11 protein-coding genes are annotated in these 16,088 nt (G+C 48.0%); 10 read left to right on the top strand and 1 reads right to left on the bottom strand.

Annotated features, from left to right (window positions below):
- Positions 1-134: 134 nt before the first annotated feature.
- The 5 genes from OCV62_RS06020 to bglX all read left to right on the top strand — a co-directional run bounded on the left by OCV62_RS06020 (position 135) and on the right by bglX (position 8,067).
- Positions 135-1,073, top strand: a complete 939-nt coding sequence (locus OCV62_RS06020) for an ABC transporter permease (protein WP_021915753.1) — start codon at positions 135-137, stop codon at positions 1,071-1,073.
- Between the two features lie 12 nt (positions 1,074-1,085).
- The gene (locus tag OCV62_RS06015; protein ID WP_021915752.1) at positions 1,086-1,988 is read left to right on the top strand and encodes a carbohydrate ABC transporter permease; all 903 of its coding nucleotides are present in this window, start codon (positions 1,086-1,088) and stop codon (positions 1,986-1,988) included.
- A gap of 194 nt (positions 1,989-2,182) precedes the next feature.
- Positions 2,183-3,925, top strand: coding sequence for a cache domain-containing sensor histidine kinase (locus tag OCV62_RS06010; RefSeq protein ID WP_262585598.1), 1,743 nt, complete (start codon positions 2,183-2,185; stop codon positions 3,923-3,925).
- Positions 3,903-5,498 (top strand): response regulator transcription factor, encoded by a 1,596-nt coding sequence (locus tag OCV62_RS06005; RefSeq protein ID WP_262585597.1) that lies wholly within the window; start codon positions 3,903-3,905, stop codon positions 5,496-5,498. The genes OCV62_RS06010 and OCV62_RS06005 overlap by 23 nt, the downstream gene beginning before the upstream one ends.
- 331 nt (positions 5,499-5,829) lie before the next feature.
- Positions 5,830-8,067, top strand: a complete 2,238-nt coding sequence (bglX, locus tag OCV62_RS06000; RefSeq protein ID WP_262585704.1) for a beta-glucosidase BglX — start codon at positions 5,830-5,832, stop codon at positions 8,065-8,067.
- Between the two features lie 69 nt (positions 8,068-8,136).
- On the opposite strand, the gene OCV62_RS05995 is transcribed toward bglX, so the two are convergent.
- A complete protein-coding gene (locus OCV62_RS05995; protein WP_262585596.1) occupies positions 8,137-9,666 on the bottom strand; it encodes a helix-turn-helix transcriptional regulator in 1,530 nt (509 codons plus the stop codon).
- Between the two features lie 97 nt (positions 9,667-9,763).
- Between OCV62_RS05995 and OCV62_RS05990 the strand changes: the two genes are divergently transcribed.
- From OCV62_RS05990 to rnhA, 5 genes are all read left to right on the top strand, one after another.
- Positions 9,764-12,106 carry a type I phosphomannose isomerase catalytic subunit gene (locus tag OCV62_RS05990; RefSeq protein WP_262585595.1) on the top strand — a complete coding sequence of 781 codons (2,343 nt, stop codon included), beginning with the start codon at positions 9,764-9,766 and terminating at the stop codon, positions 12,104-12,106.
- A gap of 98 nt (positions 12,107-12,204) precedes the next feature.
- On the top strand, positions 12,205-13,035 hold the full coding sequence (locus OCV62_RS05985) for a purine-nucleoside phosphorylase (RefSeq protein WP_262585703.1): 831 nt from the start codon (positions 12,205-12,207) through the stop codon (positions 13,033-13,035).
- Positions 13,036-13,089: 54 nt separating this feature from the next.
- Positions 13,090-13,617, top strand: a complete 528-nt coding sequence (gene cdd, locus OCV62_RS05980; protein WP_262585594.1) for a cytidine deaminase — start codon at positions 13,090-13,092, stop codon at positions 13,615-13,617.
- Between the two features lie 122 nt (positions 13,618-13,739).
- A complete protein-coding gene (locus OCV62_RS05975; RefSeq protein ID WP_262585593.1) occupies positions 13,740-15,422 on the top strand; it encodes a MutS-related protein in 1,683 nt (560 codons plus the stop codon).
- 69 nt (positions 15,423-15,491) lie between these two features.
- The gene (gene rnhA, locus OCV62_RS05970) at positions 15,492-15,971 is read left to right on the top strand and encodes a ribonuclease HI (protein WP_262585592.1); all 480 of its coding nucleotides are present in this window, start codon (positions 15,492-15,494) and stop codon (positions 15,969-15,971) included.
- Positions 15,972-16,088: the final 117 nt, after the last annotated feature.

Below are 16,088 nucleotides of genomic sequence, written 5' to 3'. Positions count from 1 at the left end.
AAAGAACACGACCGGAGCGGAAGAAAATCCGGTGTGATACAGTAACCGAAGGCTCCACTCTTACCCCAAAAGATGTGGAGCTTTCTCTGTGAAAGAACCTGAAAAAACAGCCCTCATAAAAGGAGACACGCTTTATGAAAAAAGCAGAGGTTAAAAAAGAAAAAAAGAAAAACGCGCTGAAGGAATACTGGCCGCTTTATCTGATGATGTTTCCGGCACTTCTGTATCTGCTGATTAACAACTATATTCCAATGGCCGGTATGGTGATTGCGTTTAAAAAGCTGAACTTTGCAAAAGGTATCTGGGCAAGCCCGTGGGCAGGACTTAAAAACTTCAAGTTCCTGTTTGCTTCCAGGGATGCATGGGTTATTACAAGAAATACGCTGTTGTATAACGTTGCATTTATTCTTGTAAACATGGTAATCGGAATTGCTATTGCGATTCTGATTACGGAGGTAAAAAACACAAAGCTCAAAAAGCTATATCAGAGCGCGATTCTTCTTCCGTTTCTGATGTCCATGGTTATCTTAAGCTACATCGTATATGCGCTTCTGAGTGCGGAAAATGGTCTTGTCAACAACTCCATCCTTCCGTTGTTCCACATGGATCCGATTCAGTGGTACCAGAAACCGAAATACTGGCCGGCGATCCTGATTATCGCGAACTGCTGGAAGGGCGTAGGATACGGATGCCTGATATATATCGCATCCCTGATCGGTATTGATCCTTCCTTCTATGAGGCTGCAAGGCTGGACGGCGCAAGCAAATGGCAGGAGATCACAAAAATCACACTGCCGAGCCTGGTTCCGACTATCATTACGCTGCTGCTCCTCAGCATCGGAAGAATTTTCTATTCCGATTTCGGTCTGTTCTATCAGGTACCGATGAATTCCGGTGTTCTGGTCCCGACCACAAATGTTATCGATACCTACGTATACCGTGCCCTGATTGAACAGGGAAATATCAGTATGTCATCAGCAGCCGGTGTATACCAGTCTCTGGTAGGCTTCTGTGTCGTGATGTTGAGCAACTGGATTGTCCGCAAAGTAGACAAAGACCAGGCATTATTCTAGGAGGATGGAAGTATGATAAATTCAAAAAAAGCAAAACGTTTCCAGTTCTGGATTAATGTAGTACTCATTCTGATTACCTTATCCATTGTACTGCCGTTTGTACTCGTATTTATTTCCTCACTGACCGATGAAAACACACTGATCCGCAACGGATATTCGTTCTTCCCGGAGAAATTCAGCTTCTATGCGTACTCCTATATCATTCGTCAGGGCGAGAAAATCCTGAGAGCATACGGAATCACCATTTTTGTAACCATCGTCGGTACCGCTGCAAACCTTGCCATGTCTTCTCTTTTGGCGTATCCGCTCTCGGTTAAAGGACTGCCATACCGCAGAGCAATTACCTTTTTCGTATTCTTCACGATGCTGTTCAACGGCGGACTGGTGCCGACCTATTTGATGTATGTAAATTATTTCCATATCAAAAATACGCTCGGGGCATTGATTATTCCGGGTCTCCTGTTAAGCGCAAACAACGTGCTGATGATCCGAAGCTACTTTAACACCAGTATCCCAGACGCGCTGTTCGAGGCAGCCAAGATCGATGGTGCCGGACACATGAAAATTTTTACCAGCATTACCCTTCCGCTTGGAAAACCGATTCTGGTAACAATGGGACTGTTTTCCGCACTTGGCTATTGGAATGACTGGACAAATGGTTTATATTATTTATCAGGAAATGACGGTCAGAAGCTTTACAGTATCCAGAACCTGCTGAACCAGATGATCACCAATATTCAGTATCTGTCAAGCGGAAAAGTAACCGGAAATATCGGCGCGGAGGTGGCAAAGCTGCCGACAACCTCCATCCGTATGGCAATCGCATTTATCGCCATGCTGCCGCTGTTTATCATATATCCATTCCTTCAGAAATACTTCGCAGAAGGTATCACACTTGGTGCGGTAAAAGGATGATTCACATGCGGAAATGAAAAAAGAGAAACACGTTCGTGTTTTCGACATACAGCAGAAAAACGGTACAGACTCATGAAAACATGAGGTGTACTGTTTTTCTGCTGTATTATAATAGTCAGTAAAAAAGATCAGTTCGTAAAATCAAACATGGAAGGATTCCGAGCGTACCGAAACAGAAAAAAGGAGGAAACTTCATGCGTATTTCAAAACAGAGGAAAAAAACAACACTGGCGCAGCAGGGGCGTTATCTTTTGATCTGCATGCTGAGTATGATGCTGTTTTTTCTGGCTGGGAGCATGATTATTTTGAACCGGACGCAGCGGCAGGTATATGAGCAGTTGGAAGAGATTTCAAAGCTGTATACGGATGAGCTGGATAACCGTTTTCTTCGAATCAGCCGAAATCTGTTTTCGACCGTAATGGACAGCTCCAACCCGGATTCTGATTTCTGGAAATATATGGATCTGATGGAGAAGGATCAGTATGAGGAATATGTCATCACACAGCTGCGAAAGAAATATGTATCTGCAGCGTGGGATTTTGGAACGGATTACAATGTTTTTCTCTATACGAAGAAGGATAAGAGCTTATACCAGCTAAGCATTTCCTCCGACGGTTTTTATGCCATTGATCCGTATCTGCAGGAAGCGCTGAAGTGCCGGATCAATAGTCTGTCCCAGCAGACATATGCAGTCAAGAAAAAATGGGCCGTGATGCAACAGGGCGATGAGGTTTATATGCTCAAGGTAGCACAGAGTCAGGGGGTCGGACTCGGCTGCTACGTCAATTTGAAGACGATTTTGGAACCGTTCTCTAAGCTGTCTCTTGGGAAGAGCGGCTATGTCAGTCTCGTTGACCAGAACGGAAAAAATATCGTAACAGTGACGGAAAAAGGAATTGTAAGGGACAGTTCGAAGCTTGATACCGGCAATTATACCTTCCGGCAGGAGCTTTCACAGTCACCGTTTGAAATCCGGATTAAAATCTCCTGGACGGGAGTCCTAAATCTGATGACGGGAAGTGTGTTTGCCCTTTTAGGCGTTGCATTTCTGATGGTGATTGCCGGTTTCGTGTTGCTGTTCCATCTGAAAACAAGAATCCTGAAGCCGGTCGCTATGTTTACGGAAAATCTTCAAAAATATGACAATGGGGATTTCCTCTATCAGATGTCGGAAGGAAATCTGGTAGAGCTGGAGCAGATTGACGATAAATTCCGAAACATGATTCACCAGATCCGACGTCTGAAGATCACGCTGTATGAGCAGGAGCTGGAAAAACAGAAAATCGAGATGGATTACCTGAAAATCCAGATCCGTCCGCATTTTTACATGAACTGTCTGAACTTTATTTACAGCATGATTGACTTCGGTCAGTACGACCATGCAAAATCGATGAGCCGTATTACGTCCGATTATCTCGCCTATATTTTCCGCAATACATGCGAGATGGTGCCGGTGACGGCGGAGATGAACCACTGCGAAAATTACCTCAAAATTCTGCTGCTGCGCTATTCAGAAAAATTCACCTATTATTTTGAAATCCATGAAGAAGTGAAAGACGCGGTAATCTTCCCGTTTCTGATTCAGGTGTTTGTAGAGAATGCGGCAAAACATGCCCTGACGCTGGAGACGGTTCCGCTGATTTCCGTAACGGTTTACCCGGAGGACCGCAGCGAAGAAAAGTATGTCAACATTTATATTTCGGACACCGGAAATGGCTTCCCTGAGGAGACGTTGCAAAGGCTGAAAGCAGGGGAAGATATTTCCGAGCATGGAAAGCATATCGGGATTGAAAACTGTCTGAAACGATTCCGTTATTATTATGGTGATACGGGAGAGATTCATTTCGATAATAGCCCGCTCGGCGGAGCGATTGTAGATATCCATATTCCATACAAGACAGGGGGAGATGAACATGAAACTATTGCTCGTGGATGATGAAGAGTACGTGATTGAAAGTATAAAAAGAAATCTTGATCTTACAGAGACCGGGGTGAGCGAGGTGTGCACTGCGTTTTCCGTACAGCAGGCGAAGAACATCATGGAAATGGTGGATATTGATATTGTAATCAGTGATATCGTGATGCCGGGCGGAACGGGATTCGACTTTGTGGAGTGGGTCAGGAAAGAGGAGCTGAAGGTCCAGGTCATATTCCTGACAAGCTATGCGGAGTTTGACTATGCCAGAAGAGCGATACAGCTGAACAGTGTCGATTATCTGCTAAAGCCCATTGATTTTGAAAAGCTGAAGGAGGCCGTACAGCGTGCGGCGGAATCTGTTGCGAAAGAAAAGAAAATACAGGATCTCAGGCAGGAAAGCATCAAGTGGAATCAGAACAGAAAAATTCTGCAGCAGGATATCTGGAAAAATGTGTTGAAAAACGGTTTCTCCGAGGAAAAATTCTGCGAAACGGCAGCACAGCGCCAGCTTCCATACGGACCGGGACACTATTTCCGGCCGATTTGTCTGATGCCGGAAATAAAGAGCAATAAGCGGGAAATTTGGGATACGGCGACCATGGAATTTGTGATCGAAAATGTGCTGTCGGAACTGTATGAGGAAACGGATATTGCGGTAGATACTGTTTTTTACCAGGAACTGGGCATCTACTGGATTGTTACACAGTCAAGGGAAAAAGCATTTCCGCAGGACGGCGGGCGGGACTGTGAAATTCTGCGGCAATTTGTTGCGTGGATGAATGAAAAAATCTATCCGGAGCTGTGGTGCGGTGTCGGACAGTGGGAATCTGTACTGGGGATGCAAAAGCAGAGCCGGAATCTTCAAAAAATGTGGGAGGGAAGCCTTTCCGTGCGGAACGAGGTGCTGTTTCTGAACGAATTTCGGGCTCCGCAGACCAGCTACGAAAATAAGGAGCTGGATTTGTGGAAAGCTCTGCTTTCGGAGGAAAAACCGGAGGAGCTGCTGGATCGGCTGCAGAAATACCTTGACCGGACGGAACGAGAAGGAATGATTACCAGAGAATTTCTGGTAGCGCTTCGTACCGATCTGACCCAGGTGGTGTATGCATGGCTTTTGGAACGGGAGATCAAGGCGTACGCGCTGTTTGCCGATGCGGATATGGAAAATCTGCATCGGAATTCTCTTTACGGAAGAGAAGAGATGATGGAATATACCGGGGTACTGGTTCGGAAAGCAGTGCAGTACAGACAGTACATCAACAAATCAGATTCAGTTACGAGCCAGGTATGCGCCTATATTGATGCACATTACCGGGAGGAAATTCACCGGGAGAAGCTTGGGGAGCTTGTCTTTTTGAATACCGATTATCTGTCCCGGATTTTTAAAAAAGAAAAGGGTATTTCGATCAGCAATTATATTATTCAAAAGCGGGTGGAGGAGGCGAAAAAGCTTTTGACACAGAGTTCACTGCCGATTAATACGGTGTCGTTGTATGTGGGGTACAGTAATTTCTCGTACTTTACGAAGATGTTTAAGGATAATACGGGATACGCACCGCTGGAATACAGAAGAAGCTTTGGAGAACGATAACAAAACAGCAGTAAACAGGTCAGAATAGTGAAAGAAAAAGGTCAGACTAGGGGATATTTTTTCGGATCAGATGTGGTAAAATTTCAGTTGGAAAAGTAGCTTTATAAGGAAGCTGGATATCCGATTACGAGAGCGGAACTTCAGGTGACTGCAAAGAGCGTATTAAATACGATTCTCAGGTTGGCATATTAAAGAATCTATCAATAATAGGAGCCATGACTATGGATATACAAATAATTAAGCGGGAAATGGAACGTGTCCCCTGGCAGCATCTCCCACTCCATAGACTCTCTGAGAAAACCCAGAGAGCACTCCACACAAATGCAGCAATATATCAGAGGAGGAAAAAATGACTGAGCAGAAATTAAAAGAGCTTCTAGCCGACATGACGCTGGAAGAAAAAGTAAACCAGATGAGCCAGGTGGTGGGTGCCTTTTTCAATAAAGATATGGACATCACGGCGATGGGACCGATGGCAGATAAAGGCTTTACACCGGAAAATGTAGCGCTTTCCGGTTCTGTTCTGGGTACCATGGGCGCAGAAACCTTAAAGAAAATCCAGAAGGATTTCGTGGAGCAGCACCCGCATCATATCCCGATGCTGTTCATGCTGGATGTCATCAACGGCTTCAAGACCATTTTCCCGATTCCGCTGGGACAGGGCGCAACGTTTGAACCGGAGCTGTCCGAAAAGTGTGCGGCAGTTGCTGCAAAAGAGGCAGCTGTTTCCGGCCTTCACGTAACCTTCGCACCGATGACCGACCTGGTCCGCGATGCAAGATGGGGACGTGTCATGGAGTCTACCGGTGAGGATCCGTATCTGAACGGCTTGTTCTGTGCCGGAATGGTGCGCGGATTCCAGGGAGACGATCTGAAGGAGCCGTACAAAATTGCTTCCTGTGTGAAGCATTTCGCAGGCTATGGCGCACCGACAGCAGGAAGAGACTACAATACTGTAGAGCTTTCCGAGCATACCTTCCGTGACTTTTATCTGCCGTCCTATAAAGCCGGCATCGATGCAGGCGCAGCGATGGTAATGACGTCCTTCAACACGGTAAACGGTGTTCCGGCAACCGGAAACAAGAAATTGATGCGCGGCATCCTGCGTGACGAGATGGGATTTGACGGCGTTCTGATTTCCGACTGGGCAGCGATCGAGGAGATTATTTACCACGGCTACTGCGCAGACCGCGAGGAGGCAGCTGTCCGCTCAGCCGAGGCAGGCGTTGACATTGATATGATGACCGGCATTTACTGCGAAAACCTGTGCCGTCTTGTAAGAGAGGGTAAGATTTCCGAGGATCTGATCGATGAGTCCTGCATGCGTATTCTGGAACTGAAAAACAAACTGGGACTGTTTGAAAATGCGTATAAAGACGCAGACGAGACGAAAGAAAAAGAGGTAATTCTCTGCAAAGAGCACCGCGATCTGGCAAGAGAAGCCGCAAGAAAATCCTTTGTACTGCTGAAAAACGAAGAAAAAATTCTGCCGCTTTGCAAGGAGAAAAAAATTGCCTGGGTCGGACCGTATGTCCACAGCAGAAACCTGATGGGCTCCTGGTCCTTTATCGGAGATGCAAAGGATGTGACAAATCTGGAAGAGGCCGTAAAAGCGCAGGCAGATACGACAAACATGAGCTTCCATGCAGGTTCCCCGATGCTTGGTTCTGACATCCGTCTGGAGGGCTTTGGTGAAGCGATGGAGCAGTTCCATACACCGGAGGAAGAGGAGACAATGCTTCTTGAGGCTGTAAACGCAGCAAAGGAGGCCGACGTTGTCGTTCTTGCGATCGGTGAGGACCGTCTGCAGTCCGGCGAGGCAACCAGCAACGCGAATATCCGTATCCAGGAAATCCAGCAGAGACTGCTTGAGCGGGTTTCTAAAGTCAATGAAAACGTTGTCGTTGTTCTCTTCAACGGCCGTCCGCTCGACCTGCGCGATGTCGTATCGAAAGCAAAAGCCGTTCTTGAAGTATGGATGCCGGGTACCGAAGGTGCCAATGCAATCGCAGACGTCGTTTTCGGTGCATACGCTCCAAGCGGTAAGCTGACCATGAGCTTCCCGTATTCCGTAGGCCAGGTGCCGGTTCACTACAACGAGTATTCTACCGGAAGACCGCATGTACCGGGCAAGGATAAAGACCGCTTCCGCTCCAAATACCTCGATATCCCGAATGCACCGCTGTTCCCGTTTGGATATGGTCTTGGCTATACGAGCTTTGAAATTTCGGACGTAACGCTGGACAAGACGGAACTTGGAATGGAGAATGAAATCAAAGCCTCTGTGACCGTGAAAAATACTGGTGATACGGCAGGAACTGAAACCGTACAGCTTTACATCCACGACGTGGCTGCATCCGTGGTACGACCGGTCAAAGAGCTGAAAGATTTCCGCAAAGTAACCCTCCAGCCCGGAGAAGAGCAGAAAGTCGAATTTACGATCAATGAAAAAGAACTCCGTTTCCTGACTGAGAACGAGCGTGTAGAAAGTGAGAATGGCGTCTTCGAAGTCTTCATCGGAAGCGATAGCACGACAGAGAACAAAGCAGAGTTTGTACTGAAAAAATAGGAATATATAGGAAAATGTGAAAAGCCAGCCCAAAAGAGCGAGAAGGATTCGCCTTTCGGGCTGGCTTTTTCATTTCTGATGTTTCATCAGGGTGGCATATCGAAGGAGCTGTTTTCGGGAGGAAACCCCCAGCTTGTTGTAAATATTCTTATTGTGAAATTTCAATGTGTTTTCTGTAATGCTTAGGATCGTGAGAATTTCCTTTGCATTTTTACCATCCAGATACAGATCAAAGACCTTTCGCTCTGTTGGGGTGAGCTGATGAATTCCCTTCAAAAAATATTGAAAATCATCGGGATCGATCTCTTGCTGTCTGGAATAAGCAAGTCGGGCAATTCCCTTCTGTGCGGATCCCAGATCGTTGCTGACCTGTTCCAGCTTGCCTTGCAGCTGTTGCTGTTTGCTTTGAGCCTCCAGCCGCTCCTGATTTAAAGCGGATAAAGCTGCCGCGTGGTCCTGATCCTGTTTTGCGAGGAAGGCAAAGAGATCCTCGATTTCCAGAACAGGAGACTCTTCCTGTGCCAGATCGGTGTTTGCTTTAATCTGCTCTAAGCCTTTTAATATGGGTGCGACATATTTTTTGCTGGTCCAAAGAACGGAGATCAAAATGAAAAAAGAAGCGATAAACAGGAATGCGGCAATTTTGAGCCGTACTGTCTGCACAAGCGCATGATATTCTGCGGCGGGAAGCATGACGGCAACCATATGGTCCGTGGCTCCGATGGTTATCTCCTGAATTTTGCCGATAAATTCCGTATCTTTGCTACGGAAGGTGGTCAGATCTGCCTCGTTTTCAAGGAAAAAAGTAGGATCAGCGGGAGGAAAATAACCGGATTGATTTCCGGCAATCTGACCGGTATAATGATCGCCTTCTTCTGTCAGCAGAGCACCAAAAATATGCGCCTGTCCGCTGCCCAGTGTTTTGAGGGAAAGGGAGAAATATAAACTGCTGATCTCATAGCCGCATACACCAATCGTGGTCCCATAAGCATCCAGGATAGGTACGCAGAAAAAACGGACGCTTTCCCAGGTGTCGGGCAGCTTATAAACAGGGGTAAGAAAGTAGGAGTCGGATGAAGCTTCCTTTTTGTCAGACATTAATTTGTCAATTTCCGGAAAAGAGCCCGCTAGTGTCTCCAGCTGCCATGTACTATGGAGGTTAATGTCCTTTTCCCGGGCGATCGTGGAAAAACCGCGAAAAAGGCAAACTTCATTATGGATCGTGTTTTCCGCATAAATATTTGCATACTTCAGATACAGTCCGCTATAGCTTTTATCCGGCAGGCTATCGTTGACGGTGGTGTTTAAAAAGTAAAATGCACCGCTGCAGGGAGCAAGCAGCATATTGGTGTGGACAACCTCAAAAAGCCTGCTCTGCAGGGATTCCAGTGCATCGGGAGTATTGCGGAGCTGGTCGAAGGTGATTTGGGCATCTGTAAGGTCATTTCGGACAGCTGCAGACAACTGCTTGGAAAAAGCAAATGTGTAGGCGGCCTGATTGTTGCTCTGGTGCTCCCTGGGGGTGAGAATATGAAACGATGCAGATTGGGCCTCATACTGGTACTTCCTCTGTTTTTTGCCCTGCCCCGATAGGGACATAAAAGCGGCAGTATAAAAAACCTACGTTTTGATACCCTTGTTTTTAACCACTATTTCGATTATAGTATAAGGAAGAAAGCACGAAAGGTGGACAATTATGAAATGTATTGTACTGGCAGGCGGAAGAGGTGACAGACTCTGGCCGCTTTCCCGGAAAAATTATCCGAAGCAGTTTATCTCGTTGGATGGCAGTCATTCGATTTTTCAGGATACGATTGCCAGAAATATGGCATACTGTGATGAGTTTGTAGTGGTGACAAACCGGGAGTACCAGTTTATTGTAGAAAATCAGCTCAAAGTATTTCAGGGACTGACCTGGAGATTGGTTCTGGAGGAAGAAGCGCGTAAGACGACAGCAGCAATTTTGCTGGCATGTCTGGAATTTCCACTTTCAGAGCTTATTTTTATTGTACCCTCCGATCATCTGATCCAGGGGGAAGCTTACAAGGATGCGATCAACGAAGCGGGTGTGCTGGCGAGAGAAGGCAGTCTTGTTACCTTCGGAATGCCGGTCCGGACGGCGGATACCCGGTATGGTTATATCTGCTGCAATGGAAACCATGTGGAGAAATTCGTGGAGAAGCCGGATGGAGCGCAGGCGCAGAAATACCTGCAGGATTCCAGATATCTGATTAACAGCGGTCTGTTTTTATTTAGAAATGGGGACTTCTTGCAGGAAGTCAGGCTGCATTCCCCGGAGATCCTTGGAGCGTGTGAGCGTGCGTTTGAGGATAAGCTGATCGAAAAAGGCAAACATATCTTTTACCGAAGAGAGGTCCTGGAGCAGATTCCGGCGCAGGCGATTGAAGAAACAGTATTTGAAGAGACGACACGCTGCATGGTTGTAAAGGCCGGATTTGTCTGGCAGGATATTGGAAGTCTGGAGGATCTCGGAGAAGAAGGACTGATTTCTGAAAAGGATTCCAGGCAGGCGCAGTATAACTGCGACAATACGCTGATCATCAACCGTGGCAGCCGCAGCATTGTTGTGGCGAATCAGTTGGAAGATATCACGATCGTCAATACAGATGATGCGGTTTATGTCGGCAAAAAAGGTGCGTCCGAATCGTTAAAGGATCTGCGGCGGGAAAATCCCGCACTGCAAAGCTACTTTGACATGGGACAGGTGATCTATAAGCCTTGGGGCACTTATGAGATTCTGTCGGCGGCGCGTCAGTACGTTGTGCGGAAGGTTGTGCTGACACAGGGGCGTACGATTTATGCTCACAAGCATGCGAGACGGACGGAGCACTGGATCATCGTCAGCGGGCGTGCACGAATCATGCTGGCTGGAGTGGAAAAAGAATACGGCAGCAACGACAGCATGGAAATTCCGGAAAATACCGTCCATCAGATTTCTAATATCGGTGACGTACCCCTTGTCTTTATGGAAATTTCTACCGGTGAAGAGGTTATGGAACGTGACCTGATCTCCGTGGAGAGCCGGGATCTGAATGAAGCGGAGCTGGGTTACAGGACAGAACCGTTTGTAAAATTGCAGCCTGCATTTAAAGACTATCTGTGGGGCGGTACCAAGCTGAAGGAACACTATGGCAAGCATTGTGACTATGACAGTATTGCAGAAAGCTGGGAGCTGTCGGCACATGAAGCAGGACAGAGCATTGTAGCGTCCGGACGGTACAAAGGCCGTCTGTTTGCAGATTATCTGTCGAAAATCGGGCGGGAAAACTGTGGCTGGAAATGCCAGTCGATTGAGCATTTTCCGATTCTGGTCAAGCTGATTGACGCGAAAGAAAACCTTTCTATCCAAGTGCACCCTGACGATGATTATGCCCTTTCCCGTGAAAATGAGTACGGTAAAAACGAAATGTGGTATGTCTTAGAGCACGAAGAAGGCGCCGGGATTTACTGCGGCTTCAAGCAGGATATGACACGGGAACAGGTGCAGGAGGCGCTTACGGACGGCTCGATTTTGTCGCTGCTAAACTGGATTCCGGTCGAGAACGGGAAAGCCTACTATATTCCGGCAGGTACGGTGCATGCCATCGGCAAGGGCGTTGTCGTCTGTGAAATTCAGCAAAGTTCCAACTGTACCTATCGTCTGTACGACTATAACCGTACCGACCGTTACGGTAACCGCCGCCAGCTGCATGTGGAAAAGGCGCTGGAAGTCATGGATTATCATCGATACGAGCTGCCGCAGTTCCAGGATGAGACGGTTGTGAAGGATACTTATACCTGCCGGATCCTGAGCAGATGCAAATATTTTGAATGCGCAAGCTATCAGATTCACGGTACGGCAGAGCTGCCTGCCTATTCAGACTCCTTCAGCAGTCTTGTATGTGTCAAAGGAAGCGGAACCCTGTACAAGCAGGATGAAAAAATGCAGTTTTCTGTGGGCGACAGCTTCTTTGTTCCCTGTTCCGGAGAAAAAATCCGGGCGGAGGGAGACTGCGAGCTGATTCTGACGCATATCTGATGGCAATAGAAAATCAGGACGCTTTCGCTGTCCATAGCGAGGAAGCGGTATCAGGCAGTTTTACGATCGCAGCAAAAAATGCCGGAAAAGAGGACATCATGCAGAACGTATATGAAAAGCTTATCAGCTGTTACGAAAGCATTCAAGAAAAGATTCCGTTTACACCGAGGGTTGCGCTGGTGCTCGGTTCGGGGCTTGGCGATTACGCGGAGAAAATCCGGGTGGAGGCAGAGCTGGATTACCATGAAATCGACGGTTTTCCGGTCTCAACTGTGCCCGGACATGCAGGAAAATTTATTTTTGGATGGATCGGATCAGTTCCGGTGGTGTGCATGAAGGGAAGAGTTCATTTTTATGAGGGCTATCCGATCTCGGATGTGGTGCTGCCGATCCGGCTGATGAAGCGGATGGGAGCGGAGCTTTTGTTTCTGACAAATGCCTCTGGCGGGATCAATCCGTCGTTTTCTGCAGGGGATCTGATGCTGCTGACGGATCACATTTCTCTGTTTGCACCCAATCCGCTGATCGGGCAGAATTTTGACGAATTGGGAGTACGGTTTCCGGACATGACGCAGGTATACGACCGGAAGTTGCAGGAAATTCTGAAAAAAACAGCGGCAGAGCAGAAGATCGCTTTGCAGGAGGGCGTGTATGCGCAGTTAACGGGACCTTCCTATGAAACACCTGCAGAGGTGGAACTGCTGCGCAGGCTCGGCGCAGATGCAGTCGGTATGTCGACTGCGGTGGAAGCGGTCGCAGCAAACCATATGGGAATGCGTATCTGCGGAATTTCGTGTATCAGCAACCTGGCAGCGGGCATGACAAAACAGCCGCTCAGCCATGAAGAAGTGCAGGCAGCAGCAGACAGCGCTGCACCGAAGTTTCAAAAGCTGGTGACGGAGAGCATTCAGGCTTTTTACCGGGAGTGAGGGAAAGATTGAAAAATATCATTTTTCAATCACGAGATTTGTGTCTGCGCGCACTTGACACAAACTCGGCATGCGCAAAAAGCGTGCGCAGAAATGAGGGGAAGTATGGAACAAACACAGATTGACGACGTACTCTGCAGGCGTCTGATCGCAGCTGCGCTGGAAGCCAGAAAGCGTTCCTATGCGCCGTACTCCCATTATCATGTCGGGGCGGCGCTTTGGACACAATCGGGAAAGCTCTACACCGGCTGCAATATTGAAAATGCAGCCTATACGCCGACCAACTGCGCGGAGCGCACTGCGTTTTTTACAGCAGTCGCGGCGGGAGAACGACAGTTTTTGGCGATTGCAATCGCAGGAAGTCCGGCGGAAATAGATGAAAACGGCGGAAGAAAGATCGGAAAGCTCACACAGGCAGCCTGGCCCTGCGGCGTATGCAGACAGGTGATGGCAGAGTTTTGTGATCCGGATTCGTTTTTTATCGTTGTTGCAGAAAGCGAGAGTGATTACGAAATCCGCACGCTTCGAAAACTGCTGCCGGAGGGCTTTGGTTCGGGAAATCTGGCGGATTGTATACAATAGATTGTGCGCTGAGCATTTTAATCTCCGAACCGGAATAGAATCTCAACGACAGGAGAAAAGAGGAACAGACTTCATTGGAATATGCAATTTTATTCGCGGCGCTCTTGGCGGGAGCTGCTGTTATGTTTTTAAAAGGACTCTGGGATCAGCACAGAGCGCAGAAATGGAACCGGGAACAGCTGCGAAAATCCTTTGGAAAAGCCGGCAGGACAGAATATGCAGACGGAGAGTTAAATGGAATTGTCCGATATTTTGAAAAGCATCCAAAGGATTTCCAGATCGATGATATCACCTGGAACGACCTGAACCTGGATGAAATTTTCCTGCGGATGAACAGCACCTGCAGTTCGGCGGGACAGGAATATCTCTATGCGATGCTGCGCAGTCCGTCATTTGAGGGAAAAGAGCTGCAGGAGCGGGAGAAACTGTTGGAATTTCTGGAACAGGACGAGGAAATGAGAGTCCGGATGCAGGAGATTTTTTTCAAAATCGGAAGAACCGGGAAATATTCCCTGTATGACTATATGGACTTTCTGGATGTGCTGGGAGAGCGTAAAAACGGCAAGCATTTGTTGGTTGATCTGCTGTTTTTTCTTGCGATCGCAGCAGCTTTTGTCAGTCCGCCGCTTGGATTGTGTGGTGTGAGTGCGGTGATGTGTTTTAATATCACAACCTATCTGAAAGAAAAGAAGCAGATCGAGCCGTATCTGACCAGCTTTCACTATATTTTCCGGCTGATCCGCGGGGCGGAGGAGCTTTCCGAAATTCATGCACAGCAGCTGGAGGGAAGACTCAGCAAGGTTCGAAAGCTGTTGCCACAGTTTGGAAAGCTGAACAGAAGTGCGTCACTTGGGATGCGTACGTCGAGCGGCGATCCGATGGGTATTGTGGCGGATTATATCAATATGATGCTGCATCTGGACATCATCGGATTCAACATCATGCTGCATGCGGTGCGGAAGCAGACGGAAAATATTGACCGACTTGTGACGATTGTGGGGGAGCTGGATGCGTTGATTGCAGCGGCGGGATTTCGGCATTCTCTGCCCGCCTGGTGCGTGCCAAAGCTGACGGCAGCAGAAACGGTGGCGGACGGTGCAGCACATGGCGCTGCGGAATCCTCCGGGCAGCATTTTGAAGCTGTGTCCCTGCAGCTGGAGCAGTTGTACCACCCGCTGCTCGCCGACCCGGTCAAAAACGATATCAAAACGACAAACGGCGTTCTCCTGACCGGCTCCAACGCATCAGGGAAATCCACTTTTTTAAAGGCAGTCGCCCTGAACATGATTCTGGCGCAGACGATTCACACCTGCTGTGCGGATCATTGTCAGAGCAGCTACTGGCGCGTGATGACCTCGATGGCACTGCGCGACGACCTTGGCAGTGGAGAAAGCTATTATATTGTAGAAATCCGTTCCTTGAAACGAATTTTAGATGCGGCGCAAAGTCCGGGTGCACCGGTGCTGTGCTTTGTGGACGAGGTGCTTCGTGGTACGAACACAGTGGAACGGATTGCGGCCTCCACACAGATTTTAAAGAGCCTGCATAAGCCCGGCGTGTGCTGCTTTGCGGCAACGCACGATGTGGAGCTGACAGGACTTCTGGAGGCAGAATATGACAATTATCATTTTGAAGAGCAGATTGCAGACGGGGATATTTCTTTCCCGTATCTGCTGATGCCCGGGCGTGCGACTTCGAGAAATGCGATCCGATTGTTGGAAATGATGGGTTACAGCGAAGAAATTATTAAAAAAGCGGATGATCAGGCGGCGGAATTTTTAAAAACCGGTGTCTGGAAAGCGTGAACGTGCAGCGCAAAAACGCATGTTCGTGCTGCTCATGCTATGCAAAAAAACAAAAAGGAATGAAAAACAATGCAGAATGTAACACTATATACAGATGGCGCGGCAAGAGGAAACCCGGACGGACCGGGGGGCTATGGCGCAGTTTTGCAGTTTGTGGACAGCCAAGGCAATCTGCATGAACGGGAATTTTCTGCGGGTTATATCCGCACGACCAACAACCGGATGGAGCTGATGGCGGTGATCGCCGGTCTGGAAGCGCTGACAAAGCCGTGCCGGGTGGAAATTGTTTCCGATTCGAAATATGTGACGGATGCGTTTAACAAAAAATGGATTGACGGCTGGCTGAAAAAGAACTGGAAGGGCGCTTCCGGCCCGGTTAAAAACGTCGATCTCTGGAAGCGGCTTCTGGCGGCGGCACAGCCCCATGAGCTGCATTTTACCTGGGTAAAAGGACATGCCGGGCACCCGGAAAACGAGCGGTGCGATCATTTGGCGACGACGGCTGCGGACACGAAAGCGGTTCTGACAGATCCCGGGGTACATGGTTGACGCAGACAGCTTTTCAATGCTACAATAGGGCATAACAGAAAAATTTAGCGAATGGAGACGGATCTATGGGAAATCTGGTTGCATTTATCAATTCATTTATATCGTATCTGCTTGTGT

Origin of the sequence: Gallintestinimicrobium propionicum, from assembly GCF_025567525.1 — a bacterium.
GTDB lineage: Bacteria > Bacillota > Clostridia > Lachnospirales > Lachnospiraceae > Gallintestinimicrobium > Gallintestinimicrobium propionicum.
This window is presented reverse-complemented; position numbering and strand designations above follow the sequence as displayed.

Bases quoted from the DNA above. Each gene is read 5' to 3' on its own strand.
- OCV62_RS06015 (WP_021915752.1), top strand. From the start codon at position 1,086: ATGATAAATTCAAAAAAAGCAAAACGTTTCCAGTTCTGGATTAATGTA.
- OCV62_RS05990 (WP_262585595.1), top strand. From the start codon at position 9,764: ATGAAATGTATTGTACTGGCAGGCGGAAGAGGTGACAGACTCTGGCCG.
- OCV62_RS05975 (WP_262585593.1), top strand. From the start codon at position 13,740: ATGTTTTTAAAAGGACTCTGGGATCAGCACAGAGCGCAGAAATGGAAC.
- rnhA (WP_262585592.1), top strand. From the start codon at position 15,492: ATGCAGAATGTAACACTATATACAGATGGCGCGGCAAGAGGAAACCCG.
- OCV62_RS06010 (WP_262585598.1), top strand. From the start codon at position 2,183: ATGCGTATTTCAAAACAGAGGAAAAAAACAACACTGGCGCAGCAGGGG.
- OCV62_RS06005 (WP_262585597.1), top strand. From the start codon at position 3,903: ATGAAACTATTGCTCGTGGATGATGAAGAGTACGTGATTGAAAGTATA.
- OCV62_RS06020 (WP_021915753.1), top strand. From the start codon at position 135: ATGAAAAAAGCAGAGGTTAAAAAAGAAAAAAAGAAAAACGCGCTGAAG.
- OCV62_RS05985 (WP_262585703.1), top strand. From the start codon at position 12,205: ATGCAGAACGTATATGAAAAGCTTATCAGCTGTTACGAAAGCATTCAA.
- OCV62_RS05995 (WP_262585596.1), bottom strand. From the start codon at position 9,666: ATGTCCCTATCGGGGCAGGGCAAAAAACAGAGGAAGTACCAGTATGAG.